The 14,874-nt window shown below is 54.1% G+C and carries 13 protein-coding genes; 7 read left to right on the top strand and 6 right to left on the bottom strand.

The window, feature by feature from the left end:
* Positions 1 to 106: 106 nt before the first annotated feature.
* The 7 genes from G549_RS0109085 to G549_RS0109055 all read left to right on the top strand — a co-directional run bounded on the left by G549_RS0109085 (position 107) and on the right by G549_RS0109055 (position 7,762).
* Positions 107 to 871 carry an N-formylglutamate amidohydrolase gene (locus G549_RS0109085; RefSeq protein ID WP_027834763.1) on the top strand — a complete coding sequence of 255 codons (765 nt, stop codon included), beginning with the start codon at positions 107 to 109 and terminating at the stop codon, positions 869 to 871.
* Entirely contained in the window at positions 871 to 1,377 is a 507-nt protein-coding gene (locus G549_RS0109080) for a TRAP transporter small permease subunit (protein WP_027834762.1), read from the top strand. Before G549_RS0109085 ends, G549_RS0109080 begins: the two co-directional genes overlap by 1 nt.
* Entirely contained in the window at positions 1,377 to 2,699 is a 1,323-nt protein-coding gene (locus G549_RS0109075) for a TRAP transporter large permease (protein ID WP_027834761.1), read from the top strand. Before G549_RS0109080 ends, G549_RS0109075 begins: the two co-directional genes overlap by 1 nt.
* Before the next feature lie 55 nt (positions 2,700 to 2,754).
* A complete protein-coding gene (locus G549_RS0109070) occupies positions 2,755 to 3,789 on the top strand; it encodes a TRAP transporter substrate-binding protein (protein ID WP_027834760.1) in 1,035 nt (344 codons plus the stop codon).
* Positions 3,790 to 3,862: 73 nt separating this feature from the next.
* Entirely contained in the window at positions 3,863 to 5,227 is a 1,365-nt protein-coding gene (locus tag G549_RS0109065; protein WP_027834759.1) for a glutamine synthetase family protein, read from the top strand.
* A gap of 3 nt (positions 5,228 to 5,230) precedes the next feature.
* Complete coding sequence (locus tag G549_RS0109060) at positions 5,231 to 6,613, top strand: aldehyde dehydrogenase family protein (protein WP_027834758.1); 1,383 nt, start codon at positions 5,231 to 5,233, stop codon at positions 6,611 to 6,613.
* Positions 6,614 to 6,616: 3 nt separating this feature from the next.
* Positions 6,617 to 7,762 carry an iron-containing alcohol dehydrogenase gene (locus tag G549_RS0109055; RefSeq protein ID WP_027834757.1) on the top strand — a complete coding sequence of 382 codons (1,146 nt, stop codon included), beginning with the start codon at positions 6,617 to 6,619 and terminating at the stop codon, positions 7,760 to 7,762.
* A gap of 80 nt (positions 7,763 to 7,842) precedes the next feature.
* On the opposite strand, the gene G549_RS0109050 is transcribed toward G549_RS0109055, so the two are convergent.
* From G549_RS0109050 to G549_RS0109025, 6 genes are all read right to left on the bottom strand, one after another.
* A complete protein-coding gene (locus G549_RS0109050) occupies positions 7,843 to 8,703 on the bottom strand; it encodes an ABC transporter permease (RefSeq protein WP_027834756.1) in 861 nt (286 codons plus the stop codon).
* Between the two features lies 1 nt (position 8,704).
* Positions 8,705 to 9,568 (bottom strand): ABC transporter permease, encoded by an 864-nt coding sequence (locus tag G549_RS0109045; protein WP_027834755.1) that lies wholly within the window; start codon positions 9,566 to 9,568, stop codon positions 8,705 to 8,707.
* A 1-nt stretch (position 9,569) separates the two neighbouring features.
* A complete protein-coding gene (locus tag G549_RS0109040) occupies positions 9,570 to 10,706 on the bottom strand; it encodes an ABC transporter ATP-binding protein (protein WP_051213581.1) in 1,137 nt (378 codons plus the stop codon).
* Between the two features lie 68 nt (positions 10,707 to 10,774).
* Positions 10,775 to 11,842, bottom strand: coding sequence for an extracellular solute-binding protein (locus G549_RS0109035; RefSeq protein ID WP_027834753.1), 1,068 nt, complete (start codon positions 11,840 to 11,842; stop codon positions 10,775 to 10,777).
* A gap of 260 nt (positions 11,843 to 12,102) precedes the next feature.
* Positions 12,103 to 14,052, bottom strand: coding sequence for a nitric oxide reductase activation protein NorD (locus G549_RS0109030; protein WP_027834752.1), 1,950 nt, complete (start codon positions 14,050 to 14,052; stop codon positions 12,103 to 12,105).
* A 4-nt stretch (positions 14,053 to 14,056) separates the two neighbouring features.
* A complete protein-coding gene (locus G549_RS0109025) occupies positions 14,057 to 14,872 on the bottom strand; it encodes a CbbQ/NirQ/NorQ/GpvN family protein (RefSeq protein ID WP_051213580.1) in 816 nt (271 codons plus the stop codon).
* Positions 14,873 to 14,874: the final 2 nt, after the last annotated feature.

The following is a 14,874-nucleotide window of genomic DNA, read 5'->3' as shown; positions in this document are numbered from 1 at the left end:
TATGAAGAAAAGATTTCAGAAAAGATATTGACAGGCTGGGTCTTGGTGAAGAAATATATACAGACGAGGAGTGGTTGTGCATATTTCTTCAGGAAAACCAAAACACATGAATTCAGAATTTGAGGCCGTGCGGTTGGAAAATCCGGACGGTACGTCGCCAGTTCTTTTGATTTGCGAACACGCATCCAATTTCTTCCCGGCACAGTTTGATGGGCTGGGATTGAAGCCAGAGGTGCAGCAAAGCCATGTGGCTTGGGATCCCGGTGCCTATGAAGTGATGCGCCGCATGGGCGAGCAGCTCAATGCCAAAATGATTGTGGGCGGCGTTTCGCGGTTGGTTTATGATTGCAACCGTCCGCCAGAGGCGAAAGATGCGGTGCCAGTGCGCAGCGAAGTTTTTGATGTGCCGGGCAACCAGAATTTGAGCGTGGACCAATATATGGAGCGGGTGGAGCTTTGTTACACGCCGTTCCACAAGCAGGTGGCGCAGGCCATTAGCTGGTCGAAGGTGCCGCCAGTTGTTGTGACCATCCATAGCTTTACCCCGGTCTACTTTGGTACGCACCGCGAAACAGAAGTCGGCATTTTGCATGATGAAGACACGCGGTTGGCGGATGCGATGCTGGACGTAGCGGATGAGTTGTCCGATCTTAAGATCGAGCGTAATGAGCCATATGGCCCTGAAGATGGGGTGACTTATACGCTAAAGCGGCATGGGCTTGAGAATAATCTTTTGAACGTGATGATTGAAGTGCGCAATGATCTGATCAAGACGGATGCGCAGCAAGCCGAGATGGCGCGACTGCTGGCCGAAATGGTGCAGCGGGCGTTGGCGCAACTTGATGAGGCGAGCAAGGGGGAGGCGAGCTAATGCTATCAATGATGGGCAAATATGTCCGCGTTGTAGATGCGATCAATTATCGGATGGGCCGACTGATCATGTACTTCATCTTCGTGATGATGGGCATTTTGCTGTGGTCCTCGATTTCAAAAACATTCTTTTTGCCCTCGCTCTGGACGCTGGAAATGGCTCAGTTCGCCATGGTGGCGTACTACATTTTGGGTGGCCCCTATTCCCTGCAAATGGGGTCCAATGTGCGCATGGATTTGTTTTACGGCGCTTGGTCGGACAAGAAGAAGGCGCAGATCGATGCGATCACCGTGTTCTTTTTGATCTTCTATTTGGGCGTCATGCTTTATGGCGCTTATGACAGCACCAGCTATTCCTTCCAATATGGGGAACGTAGCCCCACCGCATGGCGGCCCTATTTGTGGCCGATCAAAGTTGTGATGTGTTTTGGCATTTTCATGATGCTTTTGCAGTCAATCTCCGAACTGTTCAAAGACATTGCCACCCTTAAAGGAGTGAAGCTTTAATGCCTTATGAGTTGATTGCCATCTTTATGTTTGCGTCCATGATGCTGATGCTCATGACCGGGCAGCGCGTGTTCGGGGCGATTGGGGCGGTGGCCGCAGTGGCCGCGATTTTCCTATGGGGTACCGGTGGGTCCGATATTCCGTTTTCTTCGGCCATGAAGCTGATGAAATGGTATCCGCTTTTGACCCTGCCCATGTTTATTTTTATGGGCTATGTGCTGTCAGAATCCAAAATTGCTGACGATCTTTACCGCATGTTCCATGTGTGGATGGGGCCGATCAATGGCGGCTTGGCCATCGGCACCATCGGCTTGATGGTGTTGGTTTCGGCCATGAACGGCCTGTCGGTGGCAGGCATGGCAATTGGGGCGACCATTGCGCTGCCTGAATTGCTGCGCCGTGGCTATGACAAGCGCATGGTCACGGGGGTGATCCAGGCCGGGTCCTCGCTCGGCATTTTGGTGCCGCCCTCCGTGGTGTTGGTGCTTTATGCAATGATCGCGCGGGCACCTGTGGGCCAATTGTGGTTGGCGGGTGTGGTGCCGGGCTTGATCATGGCGGGCCTGTTTATCCTTTACATCTATATCCGCTGTCGTATTCAGCCGGAGCTTGGGCCTGCGCTCAAGGAAGAAGATCGCGACGTGACGACGGCCGAAAAATATCGGTTGCTGGGTGCTGGGATACTGCCGATTACCATTTTTGCGGCGATGATGGTGCCGTTTATCAATGGCTGGACAAGCCTTGTGGAAAGCTCAGCCATTGGGGCGATCACAGCGTTTCTCGCGGCGGTGCTGAAGGGTCGGATGAACCGGAAGGTATTTGAAACTTCGGTGCGGCAGACTTTGCTGATTTCGTGCATGTTTATGTGGATCATTTTGGCGGCATTGGGCTTTGGCGCGGTGTTTGACGGGTTGGGCGCGGTGCGCGCTATTGAAAGCCTGTTCACCGAGCAATTGGGCCTTAATCCCTGGGTGATCCTGATCATCATGCAGCTTTCATTCTTGCTGATGGGCACGTTTCTGGACGACACAGCGATGCTGGTGATTGTCGCACCGCTCTATGTGCCGCTGGTCGCCGCGCTCGGCTTTGATCTGGTCTGGTATGGGGTGCTTTACACCATCACGACGCAGATTGCTTATATGACGCCGCCCTTTGGCTACAATTTGTTCTTGATGCGGGCCATGGCGCCACCTGAAATCACCCTCAAAGATATTTACGGCTCGATCCTGCCGTTTGTGCTGGTGATGATATTGGCGCTTGGCTTGATCATGGCCTTTCCGCAACTGGCACTCTGGCTGCCGGAAACGGTTTACGGAAAATAACCCACTAATAAGACCCAGAAAATGGGCGTTCAACGCTTCAAACAAGGAGAAGGAAATGACCAACAGACGTAAGTTTCTAGCCGGTGCCGCGATGGCCCCAGCCGCAGCTTTGGCCACACCAGCCATTGCGCAAAACAAGATCCGCTGGCGGATGCAGACATATGCTGGCCCAGCTTTGGCTGAACATGTGATCAAGCCTGCCATCGACAGCTTTAACAAAATTGCTGGCGATGAGATGGAAATCGAATTGTTCTTCGCTGACCAACTCGTCCCAACAGGCGAATTGTTCCGTGCCATGCAAAAAGGTACAATTGACGCTGTGCAGTCGGATGATGACTCCATGGCCTCACCGACAGAAGTGACCGTTTTCGGCGGTTATTTCCCGTTTGCCAGCCGTTATTCTTTGGACGTGCCGGTACTGTTCAACCAATATGGTTTGAATGAAATCTGGGACGAAGAATATTCCAAAGTTGGTGTGAAACACCTTTCTGCTGGTGCATGGGACCCATGTCACTTCGCGACAAAAGACCCGATCAATAGCCTTGAAGATCTCAAGGGCAAACGTGTCTTTACCTTCCCGACAGCTGGTCGCTTTTTGAGCCAGTTCGGTGTGGTGCCTGTCACCTTGCCATGGGAAGATATTGAGGTTGCCGTGCAAACGGGTGAGTTGGATGGTGTGGCCTGGTCAGGCATCACTGAGGATTACACAGTGGGCTGGGCCGATGTGACCAACTACTTCCTCACCAACAACATTTCTGGTGCGTGGGCAGGGTCATTCTTTGCCAATATGGATCGCTATCAAGAGCTTCCAGAGCATCTGAAAGAGTTGTTGAAAATTACCATGGACAGCTCTCACTATTATCGCCAATGGTGGTATTGGGGCGGTGAAGCTTCACTGCGCGTACACGGCGAGAAGATGCAACTCACAACCATTCCAGACAAAGAATGGGAGCAGGTTGAAACGGCGGCTTTGGAGTTTTGGGATGAGATTGCAGCGCAATCTGAAACCAAAGCGAAAGTGGTTGAAATCTTCAAAAAGTACAATGCGGACATGCAAAAAGCAGGTCGTCCGTATCGCTACAACACATAATTCAACTGGCCCCGGGGTGTGCAACTTGCCATCCCGGGGCATATTGCCAATTTGAAAATGACGGACCAGACATATGCCGGGTAATTTATCATTTGAGACACTGAAAGAACTGGTCAAAAGCGGTGAGGTGGACACCGTGATTGCGGCGCTGCCCGACATGCAGGGCCGGTTGATGGGCAAGCGGTTTCACGCGGTTCATTTTGTGGAAAGCGCATGGGAAGAAACCCATTGCTGCAACTATCTTTTGGCAACCGATTTAGAAATGCACACGGTGGAAGGCTATAAAGCCACCAGCTGGCAATCCGGCTATGGCGATTATGTGATGCAGCCGGATATGACCACTTTGCGCCTGGTGCCCTGGCTTGAAGGTACCGCGATGGTGTTGTGCGATGTGCTGGACCACCACACCCATGACGAAATTCCCCATTCGCCGCGTGCGGTGCTGAAAAAGCAGATCGCCCGGTTGAAAGAGTTGGGCTTCGAAGCCATGACGGCGACCGAGCTGGAGTTCTTTATCTTTGAAAAGAGCTTTGATGAGGTGCGCAAGTCTGGCTTTAGCGAATTGGAGCCGATCAGCGGCTATAATGAAGATTATCATATCCTGCAAACCACCAAAGAAGAGTCGGTGATGCGCCCCTTGCGCAACCATCTCTATGCGGCGGGCATTCCGATTGAGAACTCAAAAGGGGAAGCCGAGGCCGGGCAGGAAGAGTTGAACATTCGCTATGGCGAAGCGTTGGATTGTGCGGACAATCACACCATTGCCAAACATGCAGCGAAAGAGATTGGCTGGCAACAGGGCCATGCCGTGAGTTTCTTGCCGAAATGGCATCATGACCGTGTGGGCAGTTCGTCTCACGTGCACCAATCACTTTGGAAAGATGGCAGCAATGCCTTTTATGACCCCAATGCCGAGTTGGGCATGTCTGAGCTGATGCGCAATTATATGGCCGGGCTGATCAAATATGCGCCGGACTATACCTATTTTCTGGCGCCTTATATCAACAGCTATAAGCGCTTCCAAAAGGGCACCTTTGCCCCGACCAAGACCGTTTGGTCTGTCGATAATCGCACGGCGGGTTTCCGCTTGTGTGGCGATGGCACCAAAGCCATCCGGGTGGAATGTCGCATTGGCGGATCAGATTTGAACCCATATCTGGCGGTAGCGGCCCAATTGGCGGCCGGCATTAAGGGCATTGAAGAGAAAATGGAGCTGGCGTCCGCCACATCTGGTGATGTGTATGAGGCGCAAAAGGCTGATGAAATTCCGCAGACCTTGCGGGCGGCAATGGTGACGTTGGACAAGTCCGACATGTTGCGCGCGGCGTTTGGTGATGCGGTGGTTGACCATTATGTGCGTGCCGCAGAATGGGAACAGGAAGAGTTTGATCGGGTGGTGACAGATTATGAAATCGCCCGTGGGTTTGAAAGAGCGTAATATATGACCAAAAATGTGACATGTATCTCTCCGATTGACGGATCGGTTTATGCCGAACGTCCGGTGCTGAGCGAAAGTGATGCGAAAGCGGCTGTGGCCAAGGCGGCAGAGGCGCAAAAGGCCTGGGCCAAGCGCCCATTGGACGAGCGCATTGCACTGGTGCGCGCGGGCATCGCCAAAGTGGGCGAGATGAATGACCAGATCGTTGAAGAACTGGCGTGGCAAATGGGCCGCCCGGTGCGCTTTGGTGGCGAGTTCGGCGGCTTTGAAGAGCGTGGCCTGCATATGGCGAATATCGCCGAAAAGGCATTGGCCCCGATCGAGATTGAAGAAAGCGACCAGTTCTCGCGCTATATTGAGCGCATTCCGCACGGGGTCGTGCTCGTGGTGGCACCGTGGAATTATCCTTATATGACCGCCATCAACACCGTTGCCCCCGCCCTGATTGCGGGCAACAGTGTGATGTTGAAACATGCCTCGCAGACCTTGCTGGTGGGCGAACGGATGGCTGAAGCGTTCCATGCGGCTGGTGTGCCGGAAGAGGTGTTCCAGAATGTCTTTTTGGATCATGACACCACTTCTGCCTTGATCGCAGCGAGGTCATTCGGTTTTGTGAACTTTACCGGCTCAGTGGGCGGCGGCGTCGCCATGGAAAAAGCGGCGGCAGGCACCTTTACGGGTGTGGGCACCGAACTGGGCGGCAAAGACCCCGGCTATGTGATGGAAGACGCGGATGTGGACGCGGCAGTGGCTACGCTGATCGATGGCGCCATGTTCAATTCCGGCCAGTGCTGTTGTGGCATCGAGCGGATTTATGTGGCTGAGAGCCTGTTCGACGAGTTTGTCGAAAAGTCTGTGAAGCTGGTGTCGAGCTATAAGTTGGGCAACCCGCTCGACAGCGAAACCACCATTGGTCCGATGGCACATAAGCGCTTTGCCGAAGAAGTGCGGGCGCAAACCAACGAAGCCATTGCGGCAGGGGCGAAGCCGTTGATTGATCCGGCGCTGTTCCCTGAAGATGATGGCGGTGCATATCTGATGCCGCAAATTCTGGTGAATGTGGATCATTCCATGCGGGTGATGCGCGACGAAAGCTTCGGGCCGGTTGTGGGCATCATGAAGGTCAAAGACGATGCGGAAGCCATCAAGCTGATGAATGATAGCGAGTTTGGCCTGACCGCAGCGCTTTGGACCAAAGATATTGAGCGGGCCAAACGCATTGGCGACCAGATTGAAACCGGCACCGTGTTTATGAACCGGGCCGACTATCTGGACCCGGCTCTGTGCTGGACCGGCTGCAAAAACACCGGACGCGGCGGTGGCCTTTCCGAGATTGGCTATCACAATTTGACCCGTCCGAAATCTTATCATTTGAAGAAAGCCTAAAGAATGAAGTTAGTTGGCAATTGGAATTATCCAACACCGATCCGGTTCGGTGCTGGGCGTATTGTTGAAATCGCGGATGCATGCGCAGCGGCAGGCATTAAAAAACCTTTGCTGGTGAGCGATAAGGGCTTGGCCAATCTGGAGATCACCACCAAAACACTCGACTTGCTGGACAAGGCGGGGCTTGGTCGCGCCATGTTTTCCGAAGTTGATCCCAACCCAAATGAGAAAAACCTTGAGGCAGGCCTGACGCAATATCGCGAAGGTGGCCATGATGGGGTGATCGCCTTTGGCGGCGGCTCAGCACTGGATTTGGGCAAAGTGATTGCCTTTATGGCCGGTCAAACGCGCCCGATTTGGGACTTTGAAGATATTGGCGACTGGTGGACCCGCGCCGATGCGGATGCGATTGCGCCGATTGTGGCGGTGCCGACAACGGCGGGTACCGGCTCTGAAGTGGGGCGCGCTTCCGTGATCACCAATTCGGTGACCCACGAGAAGAAAATCATCTTCCACCCGAAAATCTTGCCTGCGGTGGTGATTTGTGACCCGGAGCTGAGCGTCGGCATGCCGCCCTTTATCACGGCTGGCACGGGCATGGATGCGTTCGCGCACTGTCTTGAAGCGTTCTGTTCGCCGCATTATCACCCCATGAGCCAAGGCATTGCGCTTGAGGGCCTGCGGCTGGTGAAAGAATATCTGCCGAAAGCCTATAAGGACGGATCTGACATTGAAGCGCGGGCGCATATGATGTCAGCCGCGGCGATGGGCTCCACAGCCTTCCAGAAGGGCCTCGGTGCTATACACGCGCTGTCGCACCCGATTGGTGCGGTGCACAACACCCACCACGGCACCACCAATGCGGTGGTGATGCAGCCTGTGCTGCAGTTTAACCGGCCCGCGGTGGAAGATCGCTTGGCCATGGCCGCGAACTATCTGGGCATTTCGGGCGGCTTTGACGGGTTTTATGCCTTTGTGGGCGAACTCAACGACAATTTGGGCATCCCGAAAAACCTAACCGATCTGGGCATTGAAAATCCGGATTTGGACAAGCTGACCAAATCAGCCTTGCAGGACCCCAGCACGGGCGGCAATCCGGTTGAGATGACTTATGACAATACGCTCGACTTGCTGAAATCTTGCTTCTGACCCTCAGTCGTTCCCTGTAGACGACGACCTAGGCCGGCCACTTTGTGGTCGGCCTTTTTTTGTGATCTGGTGTGAGACCCTTAGCTAGATTTGTCCCGCTTTTGGAACAGCAGGCTTACGAGGCCCAACAGGGCGGACACCACGATCAGGAGCAGCGACACTGCGTTCAGCACCGGAGTGGAGCCAAGCTTCAAACGGTCAAACATATTGATGGTGAGTGGCGCATCGGAGCCGACCAGCATCAAAGTGGTGTTGAAGTTTTCAAAGCTCATCAAAATGGCGACAACGCCTGCGCCTGCAATGGCCGGAAACAGGAAGGGCATGGTGATCTGCCGGATCGCGCCCAGCCGTGTCGCGCCCAGATTAAGCGCAGCTTCTTCCAGTGACCGATCAAACTTTTCCAGCCGCGCCGAGATCACCAAGGTGGCGAAAGTGGCGATAAAGCTGAATTGACCGAGGATCACCAACGGCAGACCAGGACGCAGACCGTCAAACCACATGCCGGTGGCGTTTTCCAGATTGTTGGCCACGGCGTTGGAGAACACCAGAATGGAAATGCCCAGGATAATGCCGGGAATGATCAGCGGCAGCAGCATCAAGATATAGAAAAATTCTTTGAACTTGAAATCGTGCCGCACAAACAAAAAGGCATTGGTGGTGCCCACTGCAATGGAGAGCAGGGAAACCCAGAAGGCCACAAACATGGAGGTGCCGATCGAGCGCAAGATTGAGCGGTCATTAAACACGCCGATAAACGGGTCTTCATCGCCGAAGAACCATGCCCAGGTGAACCCTTCCCATGGCAGGGAGGGGAAGACGCTGTTGTTGAACGCCATCAGGCACACCACGGTGAGCGGCAGCGCCAGATAGACAAAAAACAGCGTCACATAGGCACGATAGGTCCATTTGAAGGTGTTGGATTGGGGAAGTGTTCTGATCATTTTACCGCCCCACTGTGTCGGTGAGGGATTGGCCGGAAAGTTTTAGGCCAGCCCACACAATGGTTGAGGACAGGATCAAGAGCAGGAAGCCGAAGGCCGAGCCCAACTCCCAGTTAAAGCGGGTGATGAACTGATCATAGATCAGGCCGGTGAACCACAAACTGTCTTTGCCGCCCAAAAGGATCGGCGTGAGATAGTTGCCCAGCGACAGCATAAACACCACGATGCAGCCCGAAACGATGCCGGGCATAGCGTGGGGGATGATGATTTCGCGCAGGACCGTGATGCCGTTGCCCCCGAGATCATAGCCCGCTTCAATCAGGCTGTCGTCGAGGCTATCGAGCGTTGTGACCAGTGGCACCACCATGAACAACATGGAGGTGTAGACAAGGCCGACCATAATGGCGGCGTCATTGTACAAGAATTCAATCGGCTCTGAAGCGAGGCCAATATATTGCAGGAACGACGAGAAGATGCCGGTTTCGCGCAACAAGATCATCCAGCCAAAGGTGCGTACCAGCTCGCTGACCCAGAAGGGAATAAGGCACATCAAAAACAAAGTGGTTTTGGTGCGGCCGCGGGTGAGCTTGGCGATGTAATAGGCGACCGGAAAGCCGATCAACAGCGTTAGAAATGTGGCCGAGATCGACATAAAGGCCGTGCGGGCAAAGGTGTTCCAGTAAAGCGGCTCGGTGAAAAACACCATATAATTGCCCAGGCCGGTCACATATTCGCGCACGCCGGTTTTGACGCTGATCGACACCAGAAACATAAAAATGTGAGGGATGATGATCAGCAGCGCCAGCCACAGCAGAAAGGGCGTGAACAGCAGATAGAGGCTGAGGCGAGAGTGAACGCTGTTCATTCTAACTCTCCTTATAGCAGCGGGTTTGCGCTGCTTCCCAGCCGATATAGACTTTGTCGCCTCTGGTGAGGTCGCGGAACTGCCCGGTTTGCGGGATCGCCACGTTCAGCTCGCCGCCGGATTTTTCTTCGCGCAGCAAGATGTGGCTGTTGGCGCCGTTAAACAGGATGTTTTCGATAATACCCTGATTGAGATTCTCAACATTGTCGAGTTGGTCGGCGCTGGTGGCCAGCCGGATCGATTCCGGCCGCACATACACTTTGGCCTTATCGCCTTGTTGCAGATTGCCGGAGGCGTCGTGGCCCTTGATGTTCAACCCGTCATCACTGACCAGCGTGGCGGCATCGCCATTGATGCTGTCCACTTTTGCGGTGAAGCTGTTGGCTTCGCCCACAAAGCCCGCGACAAAGGCTGTTTTGGGTTCGTGATAAAGCTCACGGGCGGCGCCCACCTGTTCGAACTCACCATGGTTCATCACCGCGATCTGGTCGCTCATCACCAGCGCTTCAGATTGGTCATGGGTGATATAAACAAAGGTGGTGCCAAATTCTGATTGCAGCTTTTTCAGCTCAATTTTCATATGCTCGCGCAGCTTCAAATCGAGCGCGCCGAGGGGTTCGTCCAGCAAAAGGACATCAGGCTCCAGCACCATGCAGCGGGCAATGGCCACGCGCTGTTTCTGGCCGCCGGAAAGCTGGCTGATATGGCGACTGCCGACGCCGGGCAGTCCGACCCGTTCCAAAACGGTTTCTACCCGCTTGGCAATATCTTCGCGCGGCACGCCGCGCTGGCGCAGGCCAAAGCCGACATTGGCGGCAATGTCCATCATCGGGAACAGCGCCAGATGCTGAAACACCATGGAGACGGGGCGCTTGTTGGGCGGTACGCCGATCATGGACTTGCCTTTGATCAGCAAATCGCCGCTGGAAGGCGTTTGAAAGCCGGCCACCATGCGCAACAGGGTGGTTTTACCGCAGCCGGACGGGCCCAATATCGAAAAGAAAGTGCCGGTGGGCACATTGAAACTGACATTATTGACCGCTTTGAAACCATCAAAATCTTTGTTGATGTTGCGGCATTCCAAATCAAATGCAGCAGCGGGATTGGTGTTTTGTGCAGAGGCAGGTTGCTGGCTCATTCAAGGCTCCGGCGATGCAAAAGAGGCGCGAAGTTCGCGCCTCTCTTTAAAGATTGATGTGCGTTCGCTTAGTTTGCTGCTTTTACGCGATCAAGTACAGCGCCTTCGAGAGTTTCGAGGTTCGCTGGCACGGTTGGGTACCACTTGATGTTGTCAACAGCTTCTGGTGGGAAGCTTTCCTGATAGCGTACCTTCAGGGCTTCATCCACGCCTTCATCGCCACCTTTAGAGGCTGTGAAGTTGCCTGCAGAATTTGTGATCATCGCAGCAATTTCAGGCTGCATCACAAAGTTGATCCACGCATAAGCCGCTTCGTCAGCACGACCACGCTTAGGCAGCACGAATGTGTCGATCCAGCCCAAAGCGCCAGCTTCAGGGGCCACAAAGGTGATGTCTGCATTGTCTTCGTTCAAAGACCAGCCGCCTGTATCCCAAGCCATGGCTGCAACCACTTCGCCAGAGCGCAAGAGGTTTTTGATCTCGTCGCCACCGCCCCAATATGTTTTCACATTTGGCTTACATTCGATCAGCTTGTCTTCAACTTTGGCCAAGATGTCTTTATAGGCTTCTTCGTCATTGTACGCGGCGAAGGGGTCAAGACCCATTGAGAAGGCGAAGCCGATCAATGTTGGGCGCTTCAAGCGGTAGGATACTTTGCCAGCAACTGAAGCATCGCAAAGATCAAGATAGTCTTTCACATCGCCTGCTTCGGCTTTGTTGACCACCAGGCCTGATGTGCCCCAAACGTGCGGCACGCCATAGATTTCATCATTATAGGTGGTGTTGCCCTTGGTGGCTTCCAGCATGGACGTGATAAACTGGCTCTCGTCGATTTTTGAAAGATCAATTGGCTTGTAAATGTCGAATTCAGCCTGTGCACCGGCGATCCGGTCTTGGCTGGGCTGGGCCAAATCGAAGCCGCCGCCATTTGTGGCGCGCAGTTTGGCGACCATTTCTTCGTTGTTGGATTTGGTCACTTCCACTGTGTGGCCAGTTTCCGCTTCAAACAACTCAATAACATTTTCCGGTGCGTAGCCGCCCCAGGTCAACAAACGCAACGTTTCAGCCTGCGCAGAAGTTGCGCCCATAACGCCTGCTGCGAGCAGTGCGATGCCTGATGTCAGAATCTTTTTCATGATTTCTCTCCACTTGAATTGAACGTCCAGCCAAAAGTTTGCCCAGTGACATGCGCCCTTATTATTATCGCGCCACGGTTGTGCGATGCCGTGAGGTCTAATCAACAACCTTAGCACTTTTGTGACAGTTTGAAGATATTCATTCAGTTTGATGTGTCCTGTCAAGAAATTATCAGTTTTGTCACATTTGACTGAATGGAAAAAATGCAATTCCGGGCAATCTTGCGCAAGTCTTGCTGTGCGAAGACGCCCGTATTTGCTTAGCCGATCACCAATTGCCGATAGATTTGCGGCAGGGCTTGGGTCAGTTTTTCTGGCTGTGGAATAATAGAAAAACGGCCAGGGCCGAACATGCGGGAAAACCAGCTTTGGCCCTTGGCGTCGATGGTGATGCCATAGACGGCGTGCCCGAGGCGGCGGGCTTCATTGATCGCCACCCGCGTATCTTCAATGCCATGGCGGCCTTCATAATGGTCAAGATCGTTGGGTTTGCCATCGGTGATCACGAGCAATAGCCGTTTGTTGCTGGATTGTTTGGCCAGCTCCACGGATGTGTGCCGGATGGCGGCCCCAAGTCGCGTATAAAAGCCGGGGTTGAGCGCACCAATTTTTTGTTCGACGCTCTCGCTCATCGTCTCGTTAAAATCTTTGCATTTGGTCAGATATACGCGGTCGCGTTTGAGTGAGGAGAAGGCGTTGATGGCAAAATTGTCGCCACAGGCGTTCAGACCCCATGCGAGGGCAGCCAAGGCCTCACGCTCGACTTCAATGACGGACCTGTCGCCGACCGCGCTTTCTGTAGACCGGGACACATCCAGCAAAATGGAGACGGCCAAGTCGCGCGCTTCGGGGCGGGATTGCCGCCAGATATTATCATTGCTTTCGCCGCAGGCTTTCAAGTCTGCCTGCGCCCGCACGGCGGCTTCCATATCCAAATCATCTCCATCGCGCTGGGCGGGGATGATGACGCGGCCGGGGCGCAGGGCTTCAAATTGACGTTTCACCGCATTGATCCGGCGGGCGGAGTTTGCGTCGGCGCGAAAAGAGGGGACTTCGTCTTTGATTTCACCCTTGCTTTCAAACACCTGACAATGGTCAGGCAGATAGGCGTTGGTGCGCACGTCCCATTCAGGATAGAGGGTTTTGCCCGCCAAGCGCTCGCGGTCCACATCTTCGGGGGCGAGATCCAAGTGTAATTTCAAACGGGTTGCCGGGGCTTTGGAGATCTGGCCGAGGCCAATCTCGTCCTGATCGTCCGCTGCCTTTTTTGCGTCGTCATTGTCGTCGTCATCGACACGACGATTGAGGTTCATAAACTCTGCCCAGGAAAGGATCGCCTCGAATTTGTGTAGGATCAGGCTGTCCTTGCGCTCGGCCTGATCGGACTTGCGTCGCCGAGCGCGGAAAAGACCCTCTTTGTTGACCTCCTCGGCGCGTTCGGCATCCATGGTGGCCACATCAGATGGGGCGCTGAACAGCAAATCGCGATTTTCACACCACATGGGGACGGGCGCAAAGGGGCAATAATTGGAGGGCGCCGCTATATCCTCGAAATTGCCTTTTTCGATACGGTCCAAATAGATCTCAGCCAGTGTGCCCAAGGGGGCAGGGTGGCCCAGCAAGTGTTGGATAATTTCTTCAATGGCTGCTTCTGATTTCGGCAATTTATGCGCAGGGCGAACATAGAGGCTCATGGCGGCCAATTCGCCGTGCAATGCCGCAAGACCGGGACATTCTGTCAGGACTTGATTGGTGACCTTTTGTGCCCGCGCCAGCGCCATCAAGTCAGCCGCCAGTGGATTGTCTTGCGGTTCGAATGGCGTGGAGAATGCGGCACTTGCAGTCAACCAAATATAAAGGGCGGCGTTGGCGTTTTGATCAGGAAAGAAGGCCAGCTTTTCGGGCAGGCGCAACACTTCGCCATCAAAAGACGCGCGCGCCACCGCCAAGCGTTCATGCCCCAGCTTTTGCCGAAAAGACAGGCGCTGGTCGCTGGCTTCTGCTGCAACAGGACGGATGTCGACACTATGATGCCCGCCTAAACCCCGGAAAAAGACCGCCAAGCGTTTTGAAAGCACGCCGAGTTCAATCGCGGCGTCTTCAAACTGCACGGGTGCAGTCGCTTGGGTGGCGAAATCATGCCAGATTTTGCCAATTGTTTCTTCTGGTTCCCAAGGTTCAATATGGCGGGGATCAAAGGTCTTATCCATCTTGCTATCCAATCACCGCGGCAACCAGATCATTAAGACCCAGTTTCACGTCTTCATCATCGGTCAGGGGTTCAATCATGGCAGATTGCACCGCGCGTTCCACGGGCATGCCTTTTTCGATCATGGTGGCGGCATAAACGATCAGGCGGGTGGAAATACCCTCTTCCAAATCCTGCCCTTTCAAGGCCCGTAATTTGCCAGCCAGACGCACCAGAAGGGCGGCCCGGTCTTTGCCAATGCCACTTTCCTGCATGACGATTTGCACTTCCTCGTCAAAGGCGGGGAAGTTAAATTCCATGGCCAGAAAACGTTGGCGTGTGGACGGCTTTAGGGTTTTCAGAATGTTCTGATAGCCGGGGTTGTAAGACGCCACCAGCATAAAGCCGGGGGCTGCTTCCAACTCTTCGCCTGTGCGGTCGATAGGCAGAATGCGCCGATCGTCGGTGAGCGGGTGCAGCACCACGGTCACGTCTTTACGGGCTTCCACCACCTCATCGAGGTAACAAATGGCGCCTTCCCGCACGGCGCGGGTAAGGGGACCGTCCACCCAGACAGTCTCGCCGCCTTTGAGCAAATAGCGCCCGATCAGATCGGCTGCAGATAGATCGTCGTGACAAGCGACGGTGTAGAGTTTTTTGCCGAGCTTTGCCGCCATGTGGGAGACAAAGCGCGTTTTACCGCACCCGGTTGGTCCTTTGAGCAACAGGGGCAGATTGTTGTCGTGTGCGGCTTCAAACAGATCACATTCGTCTGCTTGCGGCAGGTAGAACGGGGCTGATGCCCCGTCCTTTCTGATGTTTTTGTCAAAAGTACCATGCATGA

It is taken from the genome of Maritalea myrionectae DSM 19524, from assembly GCF_000423365.1.
GTDB lineage: Bacteria > Pseudomonadota > Alphaproteobacteria > Rhizobiales > Devosiaceae > Maritalea > Maritalea myrionectae.
The sequence above is the reverse complement of the archived record's forward strand: the minus strand, read 5'-3'. Positions and strand labels throughout refer to the sequence as shown.

What these genes read in the sequence shown, in the direction of transcription:
- G549_RS0109060 (WP_027834758.1), top strand. Translation starts at nt 5,231, where the DNA reads ATGACCAAAAATGTGACATGTATCTCTCCGATTGACGGATCGGTTTAT.
- G549_RS0109075 (WP_027834761.1), top strand. Translation starts at nt 1,377, where the DNA reads ATGCCTTATGAGTTGATTGCCATCTTTATGTTTGCGTCCATGATGCTG.
- G549_RS0109050 (WP_027834756.1), bottom strand. Translation starts at nt 8,703, where the DNA reads ATGATCAGAACACTTCCCCAATCCAACACCTTCAAATGGACCTATCGT.
- G549_RS0109035 (WP_027834753.1), bottom strand. Translation starts at nt 11,842, where the DNA reads ATGAAAAAGATTCTGACATCAGGCATCGCACTGCTCGCAGCAGGCGTT.
- G549_RS0109025 (WP_051213580.1), bottom strand. Translation starts at nt 14,872, where the DNA reads ATGCATGGTACTTTTGACAAAAACATCAGAAAGGACGGGGCATCAGCC.
- G549_RS0109085 (WP_027834763.1), top strand. Translation starts at nt 107, where the DNA reads ATGAATTCAGAATTTGAGGCCGTGCGGTTGGAAAATCCGGACGGTACG.
- G549_RS0109030 (WP_027834752.1), bottom strand. Translation starts at nt 14,052, where the DNA reads ATGGATAAGACCTTTGATCCCCGCCATATTGAACCTTGGGAACCAGAA.
- G549_RS0109045 (WP_027834755.1), bottom strand. Translation starts at nt 9,568, where the DNA reads ATGAACAGCGTTCACTCTCGCCTCAGCCTCTATCTGCTGTTCACGCCC.
- G549_RS0109080 (WP_027834762.1), top strand. Translation starts at nt 871, where the DNA reads ATGCTATCAATGATGGGCAAATATGTCCGCGTTGTAGATGCGATCAAT.
- G549_RS0109070 (WP_027834760.1), top strand. Translation starts at nt 2,755, where the DNA reads ATGACCAACAGACGTAAGTTTCTAGCCGGTGCCGCGATGGCCCCAGCC.
- G549_RS0109040 (WP_051213581.1), bottom strand. Translation starts at nt 10,706, where the DNA reads ATGAGCCAGCAACCTGCCTCTGCACAAAACACCAATCCCGCTGCTGCA.
- G549_RS0109065 (WP_027834759.1), top strand. Translation starts at nt 3,863, where the DNA reads ATGCCGGGTAATTTATCATTTGAGACACTGAAAGAACTGGTCAAAAGC.
- G549_RS0109055 (WP_027834757.1), top strand. Translation starts at nt 6,617, where the DNA reads ATGAAGTTAGTTGGCAATTGGAATTATCCAACACCGATCCGGTTCGGT.